A 21,964-nucleotide genomic window follows, 5' to 3' on the forward strand; every position below is an offset into this window, starting at 1 on the left:
ACCTAGCTCTGCTTTCGCTTTTCTGCTTTTAAGCTCTTCGATACTCGTTTACTCGAATCCCGAATCTGCTCTTAACTGTTAGATCATGAAGATGAAGATAACAGATAGCGCGCTGATTAGGCCTGCAACGAAGTAGCAGCCAACTTTACCTGCAACGCCGACGTGGAACTTAAGGTCGTGCATGCCGTGGTGAAGACGGTGCATTGCGTGCCACATTGGTAGTGCTAGTGTGCCGATGATGAATAGCGCACCGATAATGCTGGTGGCGAATTCAGATACACGTTCATAGCTCATTGCATCCGCATCGATAATGCCCATAGGCACTAAGATACCCAGCACTAGAATCGTGATCGGAGTGATCATCGCGAACCAAGTACCGCCAGCGCCAAATAGGCCCCACCAGATTGGTTCATCAGAGCGTTTCGGATCGTGGTTAACAGGTTTCATTTTGTAATTTGTGTTCATAACGAAGCTCCTTACACCACCATCAGAACGATTAAAGAAATAAATGCCACCGCTGCCCACTGGGTCAGTACGATGATTCTTTTATCTACCAATTTGCCTTTAAGGCGGATTGGCATTACTTGAGGCATCATGCTGAAGAAGGTCTGAGCGTGCAGTAAGCTGCCTAGCAGTGCCACGATATTAATACCGATAACGATAGGGTTAGCCATAAAGCTCAACCAACCTTCCCACGCTTCAGGACCTTTCACTAGCGAACCCAAACCGAAGGTTAGGAACAGAGTGAATAGAATCAAAGGCAGTACAGTCGCTTCACGTAGCATGTAGAAACGGTAGAACGGATGGTTGCTCCACCACGTTCTCTTCATTTCACGAACATAAGGTTTACGATTGCTCATATTACGCTTCCTCCGTCGCTTTAACCGGCTCGCCATCAGGTTTGAACATCGAAATAACGAAGTCCATTGAAGACTCAACTTTACCTTGGTTTACTGCAGCCGCTGGATCTACTTTCTTCGGACATACATCAGAACAGTAACCTACAAACGTACAGCCCCAAGCGCCATTGTCGCCATTGATAAGCTTCATACGTTCAGCTTTACCATTGTCACGGCTATCTAGGTTGTAGCGGTGAGCAAGAGCAAGTGCCGCAGGACCGATGAACTCAGGGTTTAGACCAAACTGAGGACACGCTGCGTAACACAAACCACAGTTGATGCAGCCAGCGAACTGTTTGTACTTCGCCATTTGCTCTGGAGTTTGGATGTTAGTGCCGTCTTCTGGCTTGCGGTCGTTACCAATGATGTAAGGCTTGATTGCTTCAAGGCGCTCGATGAACGGCGTCATGTCGACAATCAAATCTTTCTCGATTGGGAAGTTAGCCAATGGTTCAATCTTGAAGCCATTCGGGTAGTCACGTAAGAAGCTTTTACATGCCAGTTTTGGCACGCCATCAACCATGATGCCGCAAGAACCACAAATCGCCATACGACAAGACCAACGGTAAGACAGGTCTTTATCTAGGTTATCTTTGATGTAACCAATCGCATCAAGTACTGACATGGTTTCATCAAACGGAACTTCAAAGGTTTGAAAGTGAGGTTCTGCATCGTGCTCAGGGTCATAACGCAGGATTTCAATTTTTTGGATTCGATTCGCTGACATTATGCTTGCTCCTCTTCGCTCTTCTTCGCATTCTCTTCTGCTGCTTTTTCAGCGGCAGCGGCTTTCTCGGCTGCTTCACCGTATAGACGAGCTTTAGGTTGAGATTTAGTAATCTTAACGCCGCTGTAGTCGATAGTTGGTGCTGCATCTTCGTTGTAGAAAGATAGAGAGTGTTTCAGGAAGTTCACATCGTCACGTTCTGTGCAGTTGTCGTCTAGACGTTGGTGTGCACCGCGAGACTCTTTGCGAAGAATCGCTGAGTGAACCATTGCTTCAGCAACTTCAAGACCGTAGCCCACTTCGATAGCGTAAAGTAGGTCAGTGTTGAACACTTTGCCTTTGTCTTTAATGCTGATCTTCTTGTAGCGCGCTTTCAGTTCAGTGATTTTGTCGATGGTTTCTTGCATCAAGTCTTCTTGACGGTAGATACCACAACCCGCTTCCATGGTGTGACCCATTTCAGTACGGATATCAGCCCAGTTCTCATCGCCTTCTTGAGCTAAGATACCTGCGATGCGATCTTCAACCGCTTTAATTTGCTTAGTAATGGCTTCTTCATTCCAGCCTTTGAATTCAGCTGCACGTTTCACGGCTTGTTCACCGGCTACGCGGCCAAATACTACGAACTCAGCCAGAGAGTTAGAACCTAGGCGGTTTGCACCGTGCAGGCCAACTGAAGCACATTCACCAACGGCGAATAGGCCTTTAATGCGAGTCTCACAGGTACCGTTAGTTTCAATACCACCCATGGTGTAGTGAACAGTTGGGCGAATTGGGATTGGCTCTTTTGCTGGATCAACGTTTACGTACGCTTTTGCAAGCTCACAGATGAACGGAAGACGCTCTTGCAGATACTCTTCACCAAGGTGGCGAAGGTCAAGGTGTACGACATCACCAAGCGGGTGCTTGATGGTGTTGCCTTTCTGCTGCTCGTGCCAGAATGCTTGAGAAACTTTGTCACGAGGACCCAGTTCCATGTATTTGTTTTTCGGCTCGCCCACTGGAGTTTCAGGGCCCATGCCGTAATCTTGCAGGTAACGGTAGCCGTTCTTGTTGACGATGATACCGCCTTCACCACGACAACCTTCGGTCATCAAGATGCCAGTGCCCGGTAGGCCTGTTGGGTGGTATTGAACGAACTCCATATCACGCAGTGGAACACCGTGGCGATAAGCCATTGCCATACCGTCGCCAGTTACGATGCCGCCGTTGGTATTGCAGTGGTAAACACGACCTGCGCCACCGGTTGCTAATACAACAGATTTCGCTTTGATCGTAACAAGCTCACCTTCAGACATATGAATCGCGATTAGGCCTTGTACTTCGCCATCTTCAACGATCAAATCCACCACAAAGTACTCATCAAATCGTTTGATTGTGTCGTACTTCATCGAAGTCTGGAACAGAGTATGAAGCATGTGGAAGCCGGTTTTATCCGCTGCGAACCACGTTCTCTCTACCTTCATACCGCCGAATCGGCGTACGTTTACTTCACCGTTTTCTTTACGACTCCATGGGCAGCCCCATTGTTCCATTTGGATCATTTCGCGAGTCGAGTTTTCAACAAAGTATTCAACAACATCCTGTTCACATAGCCAGTCGCCACCGCCAACAGTATCGTTGAAGTGGTTATCTAGGCTATCTTCGTCTTTAATTACTGCTGCTGAACCGCCTTCTGCTGCTACCGTGTGCGAACGCATTGGGTAAACTTTAGAAATCAGTGCTACTTCCAATTCAGGATTAGCTTCAGCCGCAGCGATAGCTGTACGAAGACCAGCGCCGCCTGCGCCGATGACTGCGATATCTGTGGTAATTGTCTTCACAGTTATTCTCCAGTGTGATGCGGAGTATTCCGCTTGTTATTATAAAAAGCTTATTTAGGAGATTCTAAATCGTAGGAACCATTTAGCACCCCTAAGCCTTAAGTGGTAGGTTCAGTGTACGAGAGGAAGGTATTTGAAAAGTTGATGTATTTGGGTTTTTAGGTCGGTAATGCATATGGAGGCATAGAAATTATAGGTTATGTGACTGCAATCACGGCAATGAATTGTTGATAACGATTAACCCACAGGACTGGTGTTAACGGCTTGTTGAGTATGATTTTCGTTATCAATGTTGATGTGGAAGCTGTATTGATAATTGTATTGTAGAACGTAATTTTCTGGCTTCATTAAAACAACATTTTGCTTTCATCAATAGACAGATAGAAGCTTACAAAAGAGACGAAAGGTGGTAATTTTCGTCGCCTAGAATTCAGTGATATGGAACTTGATAATGCACTCTACATGGCAACCGGCCGCAACCATTAAGCAGTTAAAGCAACGTGCTGATATCCTTAATCAAATTCGTCAGTTCTTTACAGAACGAAACGTGATGGAAGTGGATACGCCTGCGATGAGTCACGCTACGGTGACGGATGTGCATTTGCATACGTTCAAAACTGAATTCGTAGGGCCGGGTTATGCGCACGGCCAGCCATTGTTCTTTATGACTAGTCCAGAGTTTCATATGAAACGACTGTTAGCGGCGGGCAGTGGCTGTATCTACCAAATTTGTAAGTCTTTTCGTAATGAAGAAAACGGCCGTTACCATAACCCTGAGTTCACCATGCTGGAGTGGTATCGCGTTGGCTTTGATCATCATGACTTGATGGACGAAATGGACGTGTTGTTGCAACAGATACTGAAGTCAGGCACTGCAGAAAGAATGACGTATCAACAAGCTTTTATTGATGTGTTAGGTGTTTGTCCGTTGGAAGACTCGATGGATACGTTGAAGCAAGCGGCTGCACCACTTGGACTCAGTGATATTGCAGATCCAGAACAAGACCGCGATACGCTATTGCAGCTTCTTTTCAGTATTGGCGTTGAAGCGAAAATAGGCCAAGACGTTCCTGCCTTTGTTTATGACTTCCCAGCATCGCAAGCAGCGTTAGCTAAGATCAACCCTAATGATGCTAGGGTAGCGGATCGCTTTGAGGTGTATTTCAAAGGAATCGAGTTAGCAAACGGCTTCCATGAGCTAGATAAACCTCAAGAGCAACTCAAGCGCTTTGAAGATGACAATGCAAAACGTATCGAGATGGGCTTATCGCCTCAACCGATTGACCATCACTTAATTGAGGCGTTAAAAGCGGGCTTGCCAGACTGTGCCGGTGTTGCTTTAGGTATTGATCGTCTGATCATGTTGGCTTTGGGCTATGACCATATCGATGACGTGACGGCTTTTCCGTTCCCGCGTTCTTAGCTTTTTGTTTTTGTTTTTTTTGTTATTGAGAGTTAATGGTCATTAGCTATTAACGGTTAACTATTAACCATTAGCTCTCAGCTTCCAACTCGCTTCACTAGCTGACCAGAATTCCGGTGCCACTAGCTGACCAAGATACCGGTGCCCACTACAGCAACAATGGCGCCGAACCAAGCGTAGGCATTTGGCCTCTGTTTGGTGTACAACCAGAGTATTGGTAACAACATGATGGGTGTGGTCGAAGATAATAGAGCGACCATGCCGACATTGCCTTCCTGTAGCGCATATAAGATCAGCGTCATTCCTACAGCCATCGCTAAAAAGCCATTAACCGCAGTAATTGCGAATATTTGTTTATTCATTGGATTGATCGCGCGCGAAAGCTTGGCGCCTGTTAAGCGAAACAGTGAGTGAGCAACAAAGGCGGTGATCATTCGAATGGCAGAGGCTGCAATTGGGTCGATACTGGTTTGCATCACGGGTTTGGCAATAATGCCGCCCAATGCTTGGCAGATCGCGGCGGTGATTCCCAGCGCCACACCAATCCACACCGTACCCTTAATGGTTTCGAGTTGGTTATTCGATTGCCCTCGACGACCAAAGAAGATTGCGGTTAATACACCACTAAACACCAACGCCGAGCCAATAAGCTCCACCGAAGTCATGCTTTCGCTAAACAGGAAGTAACCAAGAATCGCCGAGAAAACGGCGTGACAAGAGAACAGCAAACCCGCTTGGCGCGGACCCATGCGGTTCAAACAGGCAAATAGGGCGGTATCACCAATGAAGATGCCAATTAGGCCAGATAGCATCATGGGTGTGACTAGGTCGGCTTCGACACTTGACCACCCACCCGTAAACCAAGCCATGCTCGATAAGATGATCGCGGTACAACCCATTCGCCAGCGGCTATAGGCAAAAGATCCTAAGTGTTGAGCGGGTTTTACTGACATCAGGCTCGCAATCGCCCAAAGAAAAGCGGCAGCTAGAGCTAACCATTCGAATCCCATCTGAATAACATCCTTGTGTCTGGGATAAATTAGCTCATCAATATGCATCAAACCGAACTGAGAACAAAGTGATTCTTATGAAAGAACGACTTTGTTTCAGTGATTAGTTTATGTCAGCTGTCGCTTGCTGGTGTGGTTCAACTTACTTTGCTTGAGGTGCGCTATACCTCAAAGTGCTATACCTTAAAGCGCTCTACGTCTTGGCGCATTGACTCAGCAGCACTGCTCATTTCATTTGAGCTATTGCGACTGCTTTCCGCTTGTTGTGCTAGATCGTCAGAGGCATCTTTGATTCCTTGCGTATTGCGGCTGATGTCCTCGCTTACGGCGCGTTGCTCTTCTGCAGCACTCGCGATTTGCAGCGCCATATCGTTGATTTCAGTGATCGCTTGCGTGATTTTAGTCAGGCTGCCATGGGCTTGTTCTGCGAAGCCAACACTATTCTCTGCCAGTTGAGTGCTGGTGGTCATGCTTTCAACGGCATGTTCGGTATTCTTTTGCAGCGTATCAATCATCACGCGGATTTCTTCGGTCGAGCCATGCGTTCGTTGGCTGAGCACTCGAACTTCATCGGCCACAACCGCAAACCCACGACCTTGTTCACCCGCACGAGCGGCTTCAATCGCTGCATTCAATGCCAACAGGTTGGTCTGTTCGGCAATGCCTTGAATGGTGGATAGGATCTGATTGATGCTTTGCGCATTGCTCTCTAATTCACGAATCACATTGGCGGCGTCTTCAACTTGAGTCGCAAGGCCAGTAATCGCATCACGGTTTTGTTGGATTACCTCTTGGCCTTCATTACAAGCGGTAGCGGATGCCTGAGAAGCGGATGCCGTTAATTCGGCATGGCTAGCCACTTCGGCTGCGGTAGCCGACATTTCATGAATCGCGGTCGCAATTTGGTTGATATCGTTTTGTTGATTCTCAACGCTAATCGAAGATTGGGTCGCCAGTTGATTGGCTTTCTCTGCATGGTTGTTGAGATCGTGGCTGTGCTCTATCACGCCCTTCAACATGCTTTGCATCTGGCTTAAGAACTGGTTCACAAGCTCGGCAAGTTTACCAATCTCATCCATACGTGTGATATCAATGCGTTGGGTAAGGTCGCCTCTGCCTTGAGCGAGTTGAGTCAGCGCTGTAGACAGTGTTTGTAATGGAGAAAGTAGGCGGTTGATAACCACGGTACTCGCTATTGAAATGATGATGTACAAAATCAAAGAGGTCAGCGTGATGAATTGAATGGCATCGGAGACTGCAGAAAACGCCATGTCTTTATCGATAACGATACCTAACGACCAATCAGTATTCGGGACATTGGCAATATAGACCAGCTTATCGCCTTGACCAGGCCAAGTTAGAGTGGTGATCATTTGGTCTTGAAGCAGTTGTGACACCTTGTTGGTTGTGAGTTCGGGGTTCAAACTGGTCAGTGGTTTCTGACTCAGTTCTTCATCACTGTAAGCCACAATGTTGTTGTTACCATCGACTAAAAACGCAAAGCCATCGTTATCCAGTTTTACATTGAGTACGGTATCGATAATGCTGGTTACGGTTAGATCGGCCGCGAGAACACCTTGTCTATCACCACTGAATGCTTTCGCAAAGCTGATGACAATGCTGCCGTCAAAGTCCTGATAAGGTTCGGTAATGATGAGGTCTGATGTTGCGTTTGCATCTTTATACCAAGGGCGAGTGCGCGGGTCGTAGCCTGCTGGCCAATCTTCACCTTTGTCGCCATAGGCGATAGTGCCATCGCTGAACCCTGCATAAACAGACAAGAATTGTCCGGCTTGCTTGGTGATCAATAACTCGCGATCAGAGTTGCTATTGCTTGAAATGGTCGATTCATTGGCAAGCATCATATCACTGCGGATTGAGAGCCAATCGGCAATGTAATTGGTGGTGCCAACACTGACATTTTTCATTTCTTGGTTGATCGCGACTTCAGTCTCTTGAGTCAGCTGATTAACCGATATCCAAGCTTGAGCGCCACTTACGACGGCAATAATGACCGCAATGGCGATCTGAATTTTAAACTTAATAGTATGTCTCAAGGTCCATTCCTCTTTATTAGACAAAAACCTAACTACGGTGACGTACTTGATATTGAAGTGATGTGTTTCTTATAGGGGTATATTGTCGTTGTCTTAGGCAGAATGAATGTGTTTAAAATCATAAATTCTAAATATATTTACTCTGATTTTTGTAAAACAGTGAAGTAAAGTCACAGTTATTTATTGATTTAAAAATCAATCACTTGTTGTGGCCATTGTGCGTGAGATAGCGCTAATAGGCGCTAAATTTACATTTAGCACCTTAGTCGGAATAAAAGTGATCGTTGAACGTCTATTAGGTGATGATGAACAACGCGAGGTAGACCATTAACAAGCCGACAAGACCTAAGATGATACCCATCTTCGCCATGTCTTTACTTTCGATGAGCCCGGTCGAGTAGGCCAACGAGTTTGGTGGTGTCGATACGGGTAAAATCATACCTAGCGATGCAGAGAAGGCGACCACAACCAGTAGTCCTTGCAGGCCTCCTATCGCAACCAAGCTTTCCATGGATGCGCCAATCGCAGCGGCGATCGGCATCAACAAGTTGGCAGTCGCGGTGTTCGACATGAAGTTCGCCATTAACCAACATACGATTGATAACGTTAGCACTACCGCCGTTGGTGAGAGCGACTCATAATCAATCGCGTGTGCGAGTGCCACGGCTAAGCCTGTTTTATCTAGTCCTATACCAATCGCAATACCACCTGCTACTAGCCACAATACATCCCAGTTAATCAGCTTAAGCTCTTCTTTGCCCATGATGCCGGTGAGAGTAAAGACAGCCAATGGAATGATAGACACCACATAGGTGTTCATGCCATGCAGTTTGGTGGTCATCCACAATAGGATGGTGGCGGCGAAGGTGACGTAAACGACAATCGCACGCCAGCTTTTTCTAAATTGCCCATCAAGCTTGAGCACCATGTTTCTTTCCTTGGACGGAAAAAATTTCTGAAGTAGGAACCAAGCGATGGTCAGTTGAATGATTACGAAGGGCAAGCCCATCATCATCCAGCTTAGGAAGTCGATACTGTTCTCACCCGTCAGGTATTGCAGTGCGATCGCATTGGGCGGTGTACCGATTGGTGTCGCGATACCACCGGTGTTAGCAGCAATTGGAATACACAACACTAACGCCTTGATCCCCATGTCGCCTTTTGGTGCTGACGCCACGATTGGGCCTAGCAGTGCGAGCATCATTACCGTTGTTGCGGTATTTGACATGAACATTGAGAATACGGCGGTGATCAGCATTAAGCCGAGCATAATGAAGCGCGGTTCTGTACCAAATGGTTTGAGCAATACTCGCGCTAAGTTGTTGTCGAGTTCGTACTTAGATGCCGATATTGCGAGAGCGAAACCACCCATGAAGAGGATGATGATTGGTGACGAAAATGCACCGAATATGTCGGTATATTTGATTAACTCACCGAGATCGTGTCCCGCTGGTGGATTTCTAAATAGGTGTAAGCCTTTGTCGGAAATCATCACCAGTTCAAGCGCAATGATCAAAATGGAAGTGGCGAATACCGGAACGGGTTCAAGCACCCACAGTAGAGCGGCCAACAAGAATATTGCCAACAAGCGGTGTTGAATCAGCGTGAGATCATCGATTGGTATTGAATCTATCGGCATGAATAACACGCCCAAGGGAATCGCAAAACAAATCAACAGCTTGGCCAGAACGCCAACATTGAGTTTAGGCATGTACAAAGACCCTATGAATAAAATATCTTCAAATAGAGTAAGTTATCTGGATTTTTGGTACTTGGAGACGGGTTGTAAAATCGGAAAGTTGTTTAAGGTTTCGACAGTTGTTTTGTTTTTGGTCAATCTTTTTATGAGGCAATTCGACGTACTGCTCGTTGGGAGCAAGGTTGTCGGTAGTTAGATTGGTTGAAACCTTGAAGGGAGATATCTCGAACTAGATAAGAAAAAGGCGCGTTATTCTCTAAAAATAGAAAACTAACGCGCCCTTAAAGCTTACTAAGTTAACTCAGAGAGTTAGACTTGGTCTGTGTTCTCTGTTGAATCAACAGCTTCAGTCTCAGCGTCTTTGCCCGCGATATGCGCGAAAGGGGTGCCTAGAACGGTTTTCTCGCCATTTTGCATCGTTTCGTCAAACTTGATTGCGTCTTTAGCGAACAGGTTGATAACCGTTGAACCAAGCTTAAAGCGGCCCATCTCTTCGCCTTTCTTCAAGACGACGGCTGTATCACCTTGTGCAGGGTAATCCCACTTATAAACTGAGTTACCGCGAGGTGGAGTAATGGTGCCAGCCCAAACTTGCTCGATGCTGCCAACGATAGTTGCGCCAACCAGCACTTGTGCCATTGGGCCAAACTCAGTATCAAAGATACAAACTACACGCTCGTTACGTGCGAATAGGTTTGGAACGTTCTCTGCCGTTAACGGGTTTACAGAGAAAAGGTCACCCGGAACGTAGATCATCTGACGCAGTGTGCCGTCACATGGCATGTGCACGCGATGGTAATCACTTGGCGACAAGTAAAGCGTTGCGAATTCGCCGTCTTTAAATTCATCCGCTAGAGCAGCATCACCACCCAATAGCTCACGAGCTGAGTAGTTATGGTTTTTAGCTTGAATCAGTTGACCGTCAGTAATTGGGCCAAACTGACTTACGCGAGCATCAGCGGGGTGAACAATCACGGATTCGCCTTCAGCGACAGGGCGCATGCCTTCTTTCAATTCACGTACGAAGAATTCATTGAATGTTTTAAAGTGTTTTGGATCGCTATGCAGAGCTTCATCCATGTTTACTTTGTATTGCTTGATGAACCAGTTGATGATCGCTGTCGTTAAGCCACCCGCTTTAGCAGACGCCAGTTTGCCGACTAGGCGAGTTAGCCCATGCTGTGGGATCCAGTACTGCAATCCAACTTTAATCTTATCCATTGTATTAATTTTCCAATGCTAATTGTTTTTCAATTAAATCTGTCGATGACGGTTTAGGGCGCGAGATGTTACTTAAATTCGCGCCAATTGTCAGTAAATGCACACATTTGTTCACAAAAACGCGATTAGAGATCGGCTTTCTTGCTGCGTGAGTACTGACGGTTATCTTTGTTGTCAGCCATTGTTTCAATAATGCGATGGTAGCTAGCAAAACGTAAGCGGCTAATTTTACCGTCTTCAACGGCTTCACGTAGCAGGCATCCAGGATCGTCATTGTGTTTACAGTCACGGAATTTACAACCACCTAGGTATGGCTTGAATTCAATGAAAGCATCTGTGACTTCATCGGGTTCTAAATGCCATAGGCCGAATTCACGTACCCCTGGGGAATCGATAAGATCACCACCAGAAGGGAAGTGATACAAGCGCGCTGCTGTGGTGGTGTGTTGACCCAGACCTGAGTTTTCAGAAACTGCGCCTTCTTCAATGTCTAATGTTGGCATGAGTGCATTCACGACGCTGGATTTACCTACGCCAGATTGACCAACGAAAATGTTGATACGATCTTTCAGTTCGGCTTCCAACTCTTTGATGCCGTAACCCGACTCTTTACTGACGAACATGACTTTATAGCCGATTTTCTCGTATATTTTCAGCGTTTCGCGGTATTCGCTAATTTGTTGTTCTGTCAGCAAGTCGACTTTATTGAGCACAACTAACGGGGCAATATTCACCGTTTCAGAGGCGATCAAGTAACGGTCGATGATATTAAGTGATAGCTCTGGCAGTACAGCTGAAACGATAACCATTTGGTCAACGTTAGCAGCAACCGGTTTTAGGCCGTCGTAGTAATCAGGGCGAGTTAGCATTGACGTTCTTGGCTCAACGGCTTCTACAACACCAGAGATGCCGGCCATTGATTCAAGTCCTGCGCGCCAAATGACTTTGTCTCCAGAAACTAACGTTTCAATACTGCGGCGTAAGTTACAACGGTGAACTTCGTTGGTTTCAAGATCTTCGATATCGGCATGTTGGCCAAAGCGCGTAATTACGAGTCCGCTTTTTGTTCCGCCAAGCATGTTCTCATCCCACTGGATAGAATCTTCTTTCTTGAGTCGCTTGTTCTGGTTGCTACGTACACGACGCACTTGACCTTTGGTTAACTTCTTTTTTTTAGCCACAATTTTTCACTTAACACATCTAACTTGATGATTGAGGACTCAAACGGAATGTTGTTGGTACCATTGATTTCGATGGCCCTAAAGCTAGTTTGAGTATAGTTATTTGGGTATAGTACCTCTTTTATACATAAACAAATAGGCGACGCCTTATGTCCTTTAGCGATCAGAACCTTATTTGGGTTGATCTAGAGATGACAGGACTTGATCCTGAAACTCATAAAATCATTGAAATTGCTACTATCGTTACTGATAGTGAGCTTAACATCCTGGCTGAAGGACCTGTTTTGGCTATTCACCAACCTCAGAGTGAATTGGACAAGATGGACGAGTGGTGTACAACCACCCACACCGGTAGCGGCCTAGTGAAACGAATTCAAGAAAGCACGGTTTCAGAGCAAGAGGCTATTCAACAAACGATTCAGTTTCTTGAGAAGTGGGTACCAAAAGGTAAATCACCGATTTGTGGTAACAGCATTGGCCAAGATCGCCGTTTCTTATACAAACACATGCCAGAGCTGGAAGAGTACTTCCATTACCGTTATGTCGATGTAAGTACCCTGAAAGAGCTGACTCGTCGTTGGAAACCCGAAGTACTCGATGGTTTTTCAAAGTCGGGAAGTCACCTTGCATTGGATGATATTCGTGAGTCGATCGCTGAACTGCAGTACTACCGAAAAACGATTATTAACATCTAATCAGATCAAATGATCACGTTTATCTAACTTTTCAGGGGCATAAGAGCTGATTTTTTTGCAAATCTGCGTGCTTTTACAGCAGTTGAGTAAAAACTTTCGTAATTTTGCATTAAGGACTTGCATCACAAAAAAATGCTCTTATAATTCGCAGCCCTGAACGACGAAAGACGTTTCAGATTGCGATACTAGCTCAGTTGGTAGAGCGCAACCTTGCCAAGGTTGAGGTCATCGGTTCGAACCCGATGTATCGCTCCAATTTCTTTCTTAGGATTGATGTTGGGAAATAGACTCATTGACTTAAACAATGCATCCGGACGCGGGATGGAGCAGTTTGGTAGCTCGTCGGGCTCATAACCCGAAGGTCGTCGGTTCAAATCCGGCTCCCGCAACCACATTACAGTTACACGTTGAACACTGCCTTACAGTAGAACTTAGCTTCTTAGCAGACAGGATTAACGGTTAGCTTATGCGATACTAGCTCAGTTGGTAGAGCGCAACCTTGCCAAGGTTGAGGTCATCGGTTCGAACCCGATGTATCGCTCCAATTTCTTTCTTAGGATTGATGTTGGAAATATAGAGTCATTAACTCAAATAATGCATCCGGACGCGGGATGGAGCAGTTTGGTAGCTCGTCGGGCTCATAACCCGAAGGTCGTCGGTTCAAATCCGGCTCCCGCAACCACATTACAGTTACACGTTGAATACTGCCTTGCAGTAGAACTTAGCTTCTTAGCAGACAGGATTAACGGTTAGCTTATGCGATACTAGCTCAGTTGGTAGAGCGCAACCTTGCCAAGGTTGAGGTCATCGGTTCGAACCCGATGTATCGCTCCAAATTCAGTTCTTAGAAGTCATCTCCTAGAGAAAGTACTCAGAATGAAAATGGTTTAGTCTCATTGTCCTTAAACGGTAATGATGCGAAAAGAGAAACATCCGGACGCGGGATGGAGCAGTTTGGTAGCTCGTCGGGCTCATAACCCGAAGGTCGTCGGTTCAAATCCGGCTCCCGCAACCACATTATAGCTAAACGTTGATAGCTTCTTTGCAGTAAGAACTTAGTTTCTAGCAGACAAGTTTAACGGTTAACTAAGCGATACTAGCTCAGCTGGTAGAGCGCAACCTTGCCAAGGTTGAGGTCATCGGTTCGAACCCGATGTATCGCTCCAATTTCTTTCTTAGGATTGATGTTGGGAAATAGACTCATTGACTTAAACAATGCATCCGGACGCGGGATGGAGCAGTTTGGTAGCTCGTCGGGCTCATAACCCGAAGGTCGTCGGTTCAAATCCGGCTCCCGCAACCACATTACAGCTAAACGTTGATAGCTTCTTTGCAGTAAGAACTTAGTTTCTAGCAGACAAGTTTAACGGTTAACTAAGCGATACTAGCTCAGCTGGTAGAGCGCAACCTTGCCAAGGTTGAGGTCATCGGTTCGAACCCGATGTATCGCTCCAATTTCTTTCTTAGGAATGATGTTGGGAATATAGAGTCATTAACTCAAATAATGCATCCGGACGCGGGATGGAGCAGTTTGGTAGCTCGTCGGGCTCATAACCCGAAGGTCGTCGGTTCAAATCCGGCTCCCGCAACCACATTACAGTTGAACGTTGATTACTTTCTTGCAGTAAGAACTTAGCTTCTTAGCAGACAAGATGAACGGTTAGCTTATGCGATACTAGCTCAGTTGGTAGAGCGCAACCTTGCCAAGGTTGAGGTCATCGGTTCGAACCCGATGTATCGCTCCAAATTCTCTCTTTTTAGAGAACAGAGTCATTAACTTAAATAATGCATCCGGACGCGGGATGGAGCAGTTTGGTAGCTCGTCGGGCTCATAACCCGAAGGTCGTCGGTTCAAATCCGGCTCCCGCAACCACATTACAGTTGAACGTTGATTACTTTCTTGCAGTAAGAACTTAGCTTCTTAGCAGACAAGATGAACGGTTAGCTTATGCGATACTAGCTCAGTTGGTAGAGCGCAACCTTGCCAAGGTTGAGGTCATCGGTTCGAACCCGATGTATCGCTCCAAATTCAGTTCTTAGAAGTCATCTCCTAGAGAAAGTACTCAGAATGAAAATGGTTTAGTCTCATTGTCTTAAACGGTAATGATGCGAAAAGAGAAACATCCGGACGCGGGATGGAGCAGTTTGGTAGCTCGTCGGGCTCATAACCCGAAGGTCGTCGGTTCAAATCCGGCTCCCGCAACCACATTACAGTTAGGCGCCATTTATTGCCCAAGGCAGTAAGAGCCGCGATTAACTAATGCGATACTAGCTCAGTTGGTAGAGCGCAACCTTGCCAAGGTTGAGGTCATCGGTTCGAACCCGATGTATCGCTCCAAATTCTTTCTTAGGATTGATGCTGGAAATATAGAGTCATTAACTCAAATAATGCATTCGGACGCGGGATGGAGCAGTTTGGTAGCTCGTCGGGCTCATAACCCGAAGGTCGTCGGTTCAAATCCGGCTCCCGCAACCACATTACAGTTACACGTTAGTCACTGCTTTACAGTAAGCTCTTAGCTTCTTGGCAGACAGAATTAACGGTTAACTAATGCGATACTAGCTCAGTTGGTAGAGCGCAACCTTGCCAAGGTTGAGGTCATCGGTTCGAACCCGATGTATCGCTCCAGCTTTCTTCTAAAAAGCTATTAAGACTCTTTAAGCCACCGTGTTTTTCTTTAGATCACAGAGTTTAAAGACGACCTTAAAGGTCACGCTCTTTCTTTAATGCTGCGAAGCATAATCCCCCCAAAAAGCAAATAATCCTCCATCATGGTGGATATTTTTTTGTCTTAAATTTTTCTTAGCAACTGGAATGCTAGTAAACATCAGGTCTCTGAAGCAGATACTTGAGGTTTTTCACATCTATAAACAGACTTATCCACAAAATGTTAGGTGTGGATAACTTGGTTGATAAAGTTATTTCAGACTTAATTCTTTACATATCCCCAAAAGATCTTTCTTGTTTTCAATATATTAGCTGAATTGTGGCGATCGTAACTTGTTGTTTTTTATCAGTTTGAGTGTTTATCTTGAATTTGATAAAAGATCGTTAACTTGTTGTTTTTTGATCTTAATCATTTATCGGTACTGTGTTTAACTTTGTGAGAGTGTCGGAAGTTTACGAGAGTTCTGAATTTTTTCCACATTGCTAAAATTGAGAACAAGGTCAAACATTGTTCTAAAATTATGTGCAACGGGTTGTCTTAAATATTGGACTATTTAGGTAGGTTAACGAGCTAATCGTTGCTGCTAAAGGGCTAGGCGTCTCTCGGTAGTCCTTTTTCCACGATACGGATAAGTCTGTGCTTTTTGGTGGAGACTTTATTCTTGCCTTCTTGGATGCTACTGGCATTCGGCAACTGTTGTAGTTGTTTATTCAAAGCCCACTCAATATGCACATCTAGCATTTCATTTTTGCCTTGATGAGATTCTAGTGTTTCAACAATGCGTTGTTGAAATGGCGCATTGCCCATCGCAACAAAGATATTGCGCAACCACTGGGTGTGGCCGATACGTCTTATTGCTGAGCCTTCCATTTTCTTTAGGAAGGTTGCTTCGTCCCAACTTGAAAGTGAAACCAGATCGGCTTCTTGGAAATCTTCTCTGCGATGAAAGTCTTTTTGCTCTGTGAGTTCGGCATGACGATTCCACGGGCAAACTAACTGACAGTCATCACAACCATAAATACGGTTACCAATTGCGTCTCTAAATTCTTCAGGGATCACACCATCGTATTCAATGGTTAAGTACGAAATACATTTTCGAGCATCCACTACGCCATCAGCAATAATGGCACCCGTTGGGCAAGAAGTGATGCATGCGGTGCATTTGCCGCACTCATCGATACTTGGCGTATCTACTGGGAGAGGGATGTTAACGAGCAGTTCTCCTAGGAAGAACCAAGACCCCGCGTCTTTATCGAGAATTAACGAGTGTTTACCTGTCCAACCCAACCCCGCTTTTTGAGCGAGCGGTCTTTCTAAAATAGGCGCTGAATCCACGAAAGGACGTGAGTCTAAATCTTCGACCTCTTTTTCGATTCTTTGTCCCAGCTTTTTCAACTGGTTACGGAACAATTTGTGATAATCGCGGCCTAAAGAATAACGGCTGATATAGCCTTGAGTGGTATCGCTTAGGTTAGAAGCAAACTGAGCTTCTGGTGGCAGGTAGTTCATTCGGGCGCTGATCACTCGAATGGTGCCTGGATGAAGTTCATCAGGACGTGCGCGCATCATTCCATGTCGAGCCATCCAATCCATTTCGCCGTGGTTGCCAGCATCTAGCCATGCTTGAAGAGGGGCTTCGTGTTCGCTTAAATCAACATCGCAGATGCCAACTTTTTGAAAGCCGAGCTCTTTTCCCCAGATTTTAATTTTTTCAGCAAGATGGTCTAGATTCATGGCTTCATTCTTAATTCTTATTTTCTCTATTTTACAATTAGAGATAAGGCTAATTAAAACTAGGTTCGGCAAAAATGGGGGCGGATCTTAACGGATCTTAGTGATATTGACCAGAACTGACGTGTTTTGATCAGTATTTTTCATAGAACTTACACTTGAGTGCTTGTCTACTAAAAGCATCACGGTTTACTATTCTTGTTCTTTTGATTTTTATATAGTCAACGATCGATTTTTAGAGAACGTATTCATGAGCACGAAACAATTTACTTTGAAAGATGAACAAGCAACGATTCAATTAGGAACGGAGCTTTCTAATCTTTGCTCACAGCAGACGACTATTTATCTGCATGGTGATCTTGGCGCAGGTAAAACGACCTTCAGTCGTGGCTTTGTAAAAGCACTTGGCCATCAAGGAAATGTAAAGAGCCCAACGTATACTCTAGTTGAACCTTATCAACTTGCCGATTGGCAGGTATATCACTTCGATCTTTATCGCTTAGCCGATCCTGAAGAATTAGAGTTCATGGGGATTCGTGATTACTTCACACCAGATGCTATCTGTTTGGTTGAATGGCCTGAGAAAGGCTATGGGATGCTACCAGAAGCCGATTTGGACATTGATATTCGTTACCAAGACGACCACCGTATTGTTTCTTTAACCGCTAATAGTGAATACGGACAGCGCTTACTTAGTCAGTTGGAGTTATGTTGATTTCTAGACGCCTTATTTCAGCAGTAGCCATGATGGCTGCTGTTTTTTCTATACTGTTTTCTTCACTTGTTTCTGCAAACTCACTGAAAAGTTTAAGGGTTTGGCCTTCCCCAGAAGAAACTCGTGTGGTTATTGACTTAAAATCAGAAGCGGACTTTAGCTATTTCACCTTGAGTAGCCCGAGTCGTTTAGTGGTCGATTTAAAACATACTAACCTTGCAACTAAGTTACCGGTCGTGGTGAAAGATAGCCCCGTTCTATCTAAGATTCGTAAGAGTTCTCCGCCAGACAAAAATACCTATCGCTTGGTTTTTGAGCTGAAGAAGTCCTCTACAGCGGAGTTGTTTAAACTCAGCCCGACTCCTGGTGGTCAGTACGGACATCGTTTGGTGATCGATCTACCTCATGGTGCGGCAAGCAAGGGGACTACGACGTCGAAGCCGAGTAAACCAACGGTGAGCAAAAATATTAATCAGGTTAAACGTCAGAAAGACATTCTGATCGTGATTGACCCTGGTCACGGTGGTGAGGATCCAGGCTCTATTGGTCCAAGTCGTAAGTATGAAAAAAATGCGACTCTGAGTATTTCTCGTAAGCTTGCTGCACAGTTGAATGCGGTTCCTGGGATCAAAACTCGTATGACCCGTAACGCCGACTACTTTGTAAACCTTAACCGACGTGTCGCGATTGCTCGTGAAAATGAAGCTCATCTGTTTATCTCTATTCACGCGGATGCTTTTACGACCCCTCAACCAAGAGGTGGTTCGGTGTTTGTGTTGAATACTCGACGCGCAAATACTGAGATCTCTCGATGGATCGAGAACAAAGAGAAGCAGTCTGAATTACTCGGTGGTAGCGGTGCGGCTTTCACTGGCAATATTGATGATAAGAACGTAAACCAAACTCTGCTTGATTTGCAGTTCAGCCACTCACAGAAAGAGGGCTATAAGCTTGCAACCACCATTCTGTCTGAGATGGGTAAGGTTGCTAAGCTTCATAACAGTAAACCAATCAATACCAGTTTGGCGGTATTACGTTCACCACAGATACCATCGGTCTTGGTCGAGACGGGCTTTATTTCGAATCCGACCGAAGAGAAGCTGCTCTTCCAACGTTCGCACCAAGATAAATTGGCACGAGCGGTGACCAAAGCGGTCGTTAAGTATTTGAAGGCTAACCCGCCAGAAGGGATTATCTTGTCTAATGCAACGTCGTCAACGGGTAGCGTGAGCCAACATAAAGTGTCTCGTGGTGAATCTCTGTCTGTGATTGCGAGTAAATATGGCACCTCGACACAGACGTTGATGAAATTCAACAATCTGAAATCGAGCAGCCTAGCGATCGGCCAAGTGCTTAAGATCCCAAGCAGTACTTCAGGGTCATCATCAAGCAGCGCAGTGAAAACCAAGACCATAACCCACACGGTTAAGTCTGGAGAGTACCTAGGCAAGATAGCCAGCCGTTACAAAGTACGGGTAGCTGATATCAAACGTGAGAACCGCTTGAAGTCTGAAACATTGAAAGTGGGTCAGAAGCTACGTATTACGGTTGAAGTGAAAGATGTCCCTCTGCGTAAACATAAAGTCGCAAGAGGTGATTATCTTGGCAAGATTGCGTCGAAATACGGCGTGAGTGTTAACAGTATTCGCCAAGCGAATAAGCTACGATCTGACAGCCTAGCGGTAGGGCAGGTGTTGATTATTCCGCACAAGTAAGCTTTTTAACGCAGACATGTTTCCATCAATGGCAGTAAGGTAGCTGTAAATATGACGATCAAAATACTGCCAGCTCGGTTAGCTAACCAAATCGCAGCGGGTGAAGTGGTAGAAAGACCAGCCTCTGTTGTAAAAGAGTTGGTTGAGAACAGTTTGGATTCAGGTGCCACACGTATCGATATTGATATCGAGAAAGGTGGCGCTAAGATGATCCGCGTTCGTGACAACGGCAAGGGCATCGTCAAAGATGAGCTTGCCTTAGCGCTGAGCCGTCATGCTACCTCTAAGATCCATACCCTTGATGACCTTGAGGCGATCGTCAGCCTTGGTTTCCGTGGTGAGGCGCTCGCGAGTATTAGCTCTGTTGCGCGCTTAACCATGACTTCACGCCCTGCCACTCAAGATCAAGCTTGGGCAGCACACAGTGAAGGCCGTGACATGCAGGTGAAACTGCAGCCTGCGGCGCATCCCATTGGTACTTCGGTCGAGGTGTTGGACCTGTTCTTCAATACGCCAGCACGCCGCAAGTTCTTACGCACCGAGAAAACCGAATTCACGCATATCGATGAGCTGCTTAAACGCATCGCATTGAGTCGCTTTGATGTGACGATTAACCTTCGTCATAACGGCAAAATGATTCGTCAGTACCGCGCTGCCAAAACACAAGTTCAAGCAGAAAAACGCATCGCTGCGGTATGTGGCAATCCTTTTGTTCGTCATATGCTTAAGATCGAACTTGAGCATCAAGGCCTAAAACTTCATGGCTGGATCACCACGCCAGAAGGAGCAAGACAACAAAGCGATCTACAATACTGCTATGTGAATGGTCGTATGATGCGTGACAAGCTGATCAATCATGCGATCAGACAAAGCTACGAAACCAGCCTACGTCCAGACCAATTCGCAACTTATGTACTGTTTATTGAATTAGACCCGCATCAGGTGGATGTGAATGTTCACCCTGCAAAACATGAAGTGCGTTTCCACCAAGCTCGCCTTGTGCATGATTTCATTTATCAGGCATTGAGTGATGGACTAGCCCAAAGCAAACAGATTAATGCGGTACCAATCAAGCGGTCTGCGTTTCATCAATCAGAAGCAACGAATTATCAGCAAGATAATGCAATTCCTGAATCTAGTGATGCGACGAGTTACCCAACGCAAGAAAGCACTGTCCCTGCTTATTCGGATCAAAACCCAGCATCTGATCAAAGCCCTCCATCTGAAAGGGCGCGACATGCTATTGATCAAACGCCTTCATACCCAAGAAAGGCTGAGTCTGAACAAGCGAATGATCAGCCTCAACACAGCGTTAATGATGGTGGGCAACACTATAGCTCAACAGCCAACCGAGGTTCATCGTCTAGCAGGGGCTCTTCAACCAACTTAGATTCGTCTACTAGCATTAGTTCAGCTAACACAGGCTCGTCGGCTCGCGAAACCAGTTTTACCGGGTCTCCTCGTCAAGAGTGGATCGAGTCTCGACCTGAACCTAAAAAAGAGAAAGAGCCACACCAGCATCATGGTGAACCCGCGCCCTCTAAGCGAGAAGTGAAAGCCTACAAAGAGCTTCTGAAAACGCCAGATTTTGATGATCAAGTTGTAGCTCCATCATCTCCTCAAGAGCATGTGGCACCAGTAGGAGCCAGAGACAACATAGAAAATAGAGAAAACATAGAAAATATAGAAGCTAAGCCTGCTCAACAGAATCCTGTTCATTCAAAGCCAAGAGCACCTGTGACGGACTTAGGCAAAGCCGTCTCGGTAGTGGAACGCCAGTATTTGGTAATGGGAAACAAAAACGGCAGCGTATTGCTGTCTCTAGCCAAAGCGGAATTGCTACGTGTGATTGGCCAACTTGATACTCGAGAAGGGGCGTTAAAAAGCCAACCGCTATTGGTGCCTTTATCGATTAAGCTTGGTAGTGAACTTGTCGAGGTTGCTAAGGCGTTGAGCCAAACACTGGCGTTATTGGGGATTGAGCTTAAGGCGCGAAACAGTGAAGCGGTAATGGTGATGGGCGTGCCTTCTCCTTTGAGGCAGCAAAACTTACAAATTTTGATCCCAGATCTGTTATCTTACGCGGCTTCATTAAACGCTCAGATTGTCGATAATCACGCTGCTACTGTTTTTAACGCAGATAATGGTTCTAACGCTGCTAATGTTTTTAACGATATGTTGCCATCATTGGTCAACTGGATCGGGATTCAAACGGCACAAGTAAAAAGCGACTACACTTTATCTGAAGCGGTTCAACTAGTTGGGGAACTTGAACAGCTTTGGCATGGTCTACTTCCATTAGATGATCCAGAGTTTGTCAATCCTATCGACTTTTCAGCGACCATAGCCGCGTTTACGGTTTAACTTTTTCGCGATGGCATTTGTCTTTTTAGCTGAAT

The 21,964-nt window shown here is 45.7% G+C and carries 15 protein-coding genes and 17 tRNA genes; 22 read left to right on the forward strand and 10 right to left on the reverse strand.

Annotation, left to right across the window (positions count from 1 at the left end; genetic code table 11):
• Window positions 1–78 precede the first annotated feature (78 nt).
• From frdD to frdA, 4 genes are read right to left on the reverse strand one after another with little or no spacing between them, the layout of a single operon-like run.
• Window positions 79–465, reverse strand: a complete 387-nt coding sequence (gene frdD / locus AC3CID_RS01160; protein WP_054547900.1) for a fumarate reductase subunit FrdD — start codon at window positions 463–465, stop codon at window positions 79–81.
• An 11-nt stretch (window positions 466–476) separates the two neighbouring features.
• Complete coding sequence (frdC, locus tag AC3CID_RS01165; RefSeq protein ID WP_017076351.1) at window positions 477–860, reverse strand: fumarate reductase subunit FrdC; 384 nt, start codon at window positions 858–860, stop codon at window positions 477–479.
• Window position 861: 1 nt separating this feature from the next.
• Window positions 862–1,626 carry a succinate dehydrogenase/fumarate reductase iron-sulfur subunit gene (locus AC3CID_RS01170; RefSeq protein WP_004733343.1) on the reverse strand — a complete coding sequence of 255 codons (765 nt, stop codon included), beginning with the start codon at window positions 1,624–1,626 and terminating at the stop codon, window positions 862–864.
• The gene (gene frdA, locus AC3CID_RS01175; protein WP_004733344.1) at window positions 1,626–3,449 is read right to left on the reverse strand and encodes a fumarate reductase (quinol) flavoprotein subunit; all 1,824 of its coding nucleotides are present in this window, start codon (window positions 3,447–3,449) and stop codon (window positions 1,626–1,628) included. The genes AC3CID_RS01170 and frdA overlap by 1 nt, the downstream gene beginning before the upstream one ends.
• 451 nt (window positions 3,450–3,900) lie before the next feature.
• On the opposite strand from frdA, the gene epmA reads away from it, so the two are divergent.
• A complete protein-coding gene (epmA, locus tag AC3CID_RS01180) occupies window positions 3,901–4,872 on the forward strand; it encodes an elongation factor P--(R)-beta-lysine ligase (protein WP_488526848.1) in 972 nt (323 codons plus the stop codon).
• A gap of 122 nt (window positions 4,873–4,994) precedes the next feature.
• Here epmA and AC3CID_RS01185 read toward each other — a convergent pair whose 3' ends face one another.
• From AC3CID_RS01185 to rsgA, 5 genes are all read right to left on the reverse strand, one after another.
• The gene (locus AC3CID_RS01185; protein WP_054547897.1) at window positions 4,995–5,882 is read right to left on the reverse strand and encodes a DMT family transporter; all 888 of its coding nucleotides are present in this window, start codon (window positions 5,880–5,882) and stop codon (window positions 4,995–4,997) included.
• A 176-nt stretch (window positions 5,883–6,058) separates the two neighbouring features.
• Window positions 6,059–7,939, reverse strand: coding sequence for a methyl-accepting chemotaxis protein (locus tag AC3CID_RS01190; RefSeq protein WP_146456586.1), 1,881 nt, complete (start codon window positions 7,937–7,939; stop codon window positions 6,059–6,061).
• Between the two features lie 295 nt (window positions 7,940–8,234).
• A complete protein-coding gene (locus AC3CID_RS01195) occupies window positions 8,235–9,650 on the reverse strand; it encodes an SLC13 family permease (RefSeq protein ID WP_488524813.1) in 1,416 nt (471 codons plus the stop codon).
• Between the two features lie 297 nt (window positions 9,651–9,947).
• Window positions 9,948–10,859: an archaetidylserine decarboxylase gene (asd, locus tag AC3CID_RS01200; protein ID WP_065207274.1), complete on the reverse strand. Its 912-nt coding sequence runs from the start codon at window positions 10,857–10,859 to the stop codon at window positions 9,948–9,950.
• Window positions 10,860–10,984: 125 nt separating this feature from the next.
• A complete protein-coding gene (gene rsgA, locus AC3CID_RS01205; RefSeq protein WP_004733350.1) occupies window positions 10,985–12,040 on the reverse strand; it encodes a small ribosomal subunit biogenesis GTPase RsgA in 1,056 nt (351 codons plus the stop codon).
• A 149-nt stretch (window positions 12,041–12,189) separates the two neighbouring features.
• Here rsgA and orn point away from each other — a divergent pair, with 149 nt between their 5' ends.
• The 18 genes from orn (at window position 12,190) to AC3CID_RS01295 (ending at window position 15,364) form a co-directional block, all read left to right on the forward strand.
• The gene (gene orn / locus AC3CID_RS01210) at window positions 12,190–12,735 is read left to right on the forward strand and encodes an oligoribonuclease (protein ID WP_065682092.1); all 546 of its coding nucleotides are present in this window, start codon (window positions 12,190–12,192) and stop codon (window positions 12,733–12,735) included.
• Window positions 12,736–12,914: 179 nt separating this feature from the next.
• Window positions 12,915–12,990 (forward strand) — tRNA-Gly (locus tag AC3CID_RS01215).
• Between the two features lie 60 nt (window positions 12,991–13,050).
• Window positions 13,051–13,127, forward strand: a tRNA-Met gene (locus AC3CID_RS01220).
• A gap of 76 nt (window positions 13,128–13,203) precedes the next feature.
• A tRNA-Gly gene (locus AC3CID_RS01225) sits at window positions 13,204–13,279 on the forward strand.
• Window positions 13,280–13,340: 61 nt separating this feature from the next.
• Window positions 13,341–13,417: transfer RNA gene (locus AC3CID_RS01230), tRNA-Met, on the forward strand.
• Window positions 13,418–13,493: 76 nt separating this feature from the next.
• A tRNA-Gly gene (locus tag AC3CID_RS01235) sits at window positions 13,494–13,569 on the forward strand.
• A gap of 104 nt (window positions 13,570–13,673) precedes the next feature.
• Window positions 13,674–13,750 (forward strand) — tRNA-Met (locus AC3CID_RS01240).
• Between the two features lie 75 nt (window positions 13,751–13,825).
• Window positions 13,826–13,901, forward strand: a tRNA-Gly gene (locus AC3CID_RS01245).
• A gap of 60 nt (window positions 13,902–13,961) precedes the next feature.
• A tRNA-Met gene (locus tag AC3CID_RS01250) sits at window positions 13,962–14,038 on the forward strand.
• Window positions 14,039–14,113: 75 nt separating this feature from the next.
• Window positions 14,114–14,189: transfer RNA gene (locus AC3CID_RS01255), tRNA-Gly, on the forward strand.
• 61 nt (window positions 14,190–14,250) lie between these two features.
• Window positions 14,251–14,327: transfer RNA gene (locus AC3CID_RS01260), tRNA-Met, on the forward strand.
• Between the two features lie 77 nt (window positions 14,328–14,404).
• Window positions 14,405–14,480 (forward strand) — tRNA-Gly (locus AC3CID_RS01265).
• Window positions 14,481–14,531: 51 nt separating this feature from the next.
• Window positions 14,532–14,608: transfer RNA gene (locus AC3CID_RS01270), tRNA-Met, on the forward strand.
• A 77-nt stretch (window positions 14,609–14,685) separates the two neighbouring features.
• A tRNA-Gly gene (locus tag AC3CID_RS01275) sits at window positions 14,686–14,761 on the forward strand.
• A gap of 103 nt (window positions 14,762–14,864) precedes the next feature.
• Window positions 14,865–14,941 (forward strand) — tRNA-Met (locus AC3CID_RS01280).
• A gap of 56 nt (window positions 14,942–14,997) precedes the next feature.
• Window positions 14,998–15,073, forward strand: a tRNA-Gly gene (locus tag AC3CID_RS01285).
• 61 nt (window positions 15,074–15,134) lie between these two features.
• Window positions 15,135–15,211 (forward strand) — tRNA-Met (locus tag AC3CID_RS01290).
• Window positions 15,212–15,288: 77 nt separating this feature from the next.
• A tRNA-Gly gene (locus AC3CID_RS01295) sits at window positions 15,289–15,364 on the forward strand.
• Between the two features lie 631 nt (window positions 15,365–15,995).
• Here the strand turns inward: AC3CID_RS01295 and queG are convergent.
• Window positions 15,996–17,138: a tRNA epoxyqueuosine(34) reductase QueG gene (gene queG / locus AC3CID_RS01300; RefSeq protein WP_054548398.1), complete on the reverse strand. Its 1,143-nt coding sequence runs from the start codon at window positions 17,136–17,138 to the stop codon at window positions 15,996–15,998.
• Between the two features lie 247 nt (window positions 17,139–17,385).
• On the opposite strand from queG, the gene tsaE reads away from it, so the two are divergent.
• Genes tsaE through mutL form a run of 3 tightly spaced genes read left to right on the forward strand, consistent with a single transcriptional unit; the run spans window position 17,386 to window position 21,929 of the window.
• On the forward strand, window positions 17,386–17,850 hold the full coding sequence (gene tsaE / locus AC3CID_RS01305) for a tRNA (adenosine(37)-N6)-threonylcarbamoyltransferase complex ATPase subunit type 1 TsaE (RefSeq protein ID WP_004735870.1): 465 nt from the start codon (window positions 17,386–17,388) through the stop codon (window positions 17,848–17,850).
• A complete protein-coding gene (locus AC3CID_RS01310) occupies window positions 17,844–19,565 on the forward strand; it encodes an N-acetylmuramoyl-L-alanine amidase (protein WP_488526849.1) in 1,722 nt (573 codons plus the stop codon). The genes tsaE and AC3CID_RS01310 overlap by 7 nt, the downstream gene beginning before the upstream one ends.
• 51 nt (window positions 19,566–19,616) lie before the next feature.
• A complete protein-coding gene (gene mutL / locus AC3CID_RS01315; protein ID WP_488526850.1) occupies window positions 19,617–21,929 on the forward strand; it encodes a DNA mismatch repair endonuclease MutL in 2,313 nt (770 codons plus the stop codon).
• The last annotated feature ends 35 nt before the right edge of the window (window positions 21,930–21,964 follow it).

The organism is Vibrio sp. QJM3NY_21 (assembly GCF_057785975.1).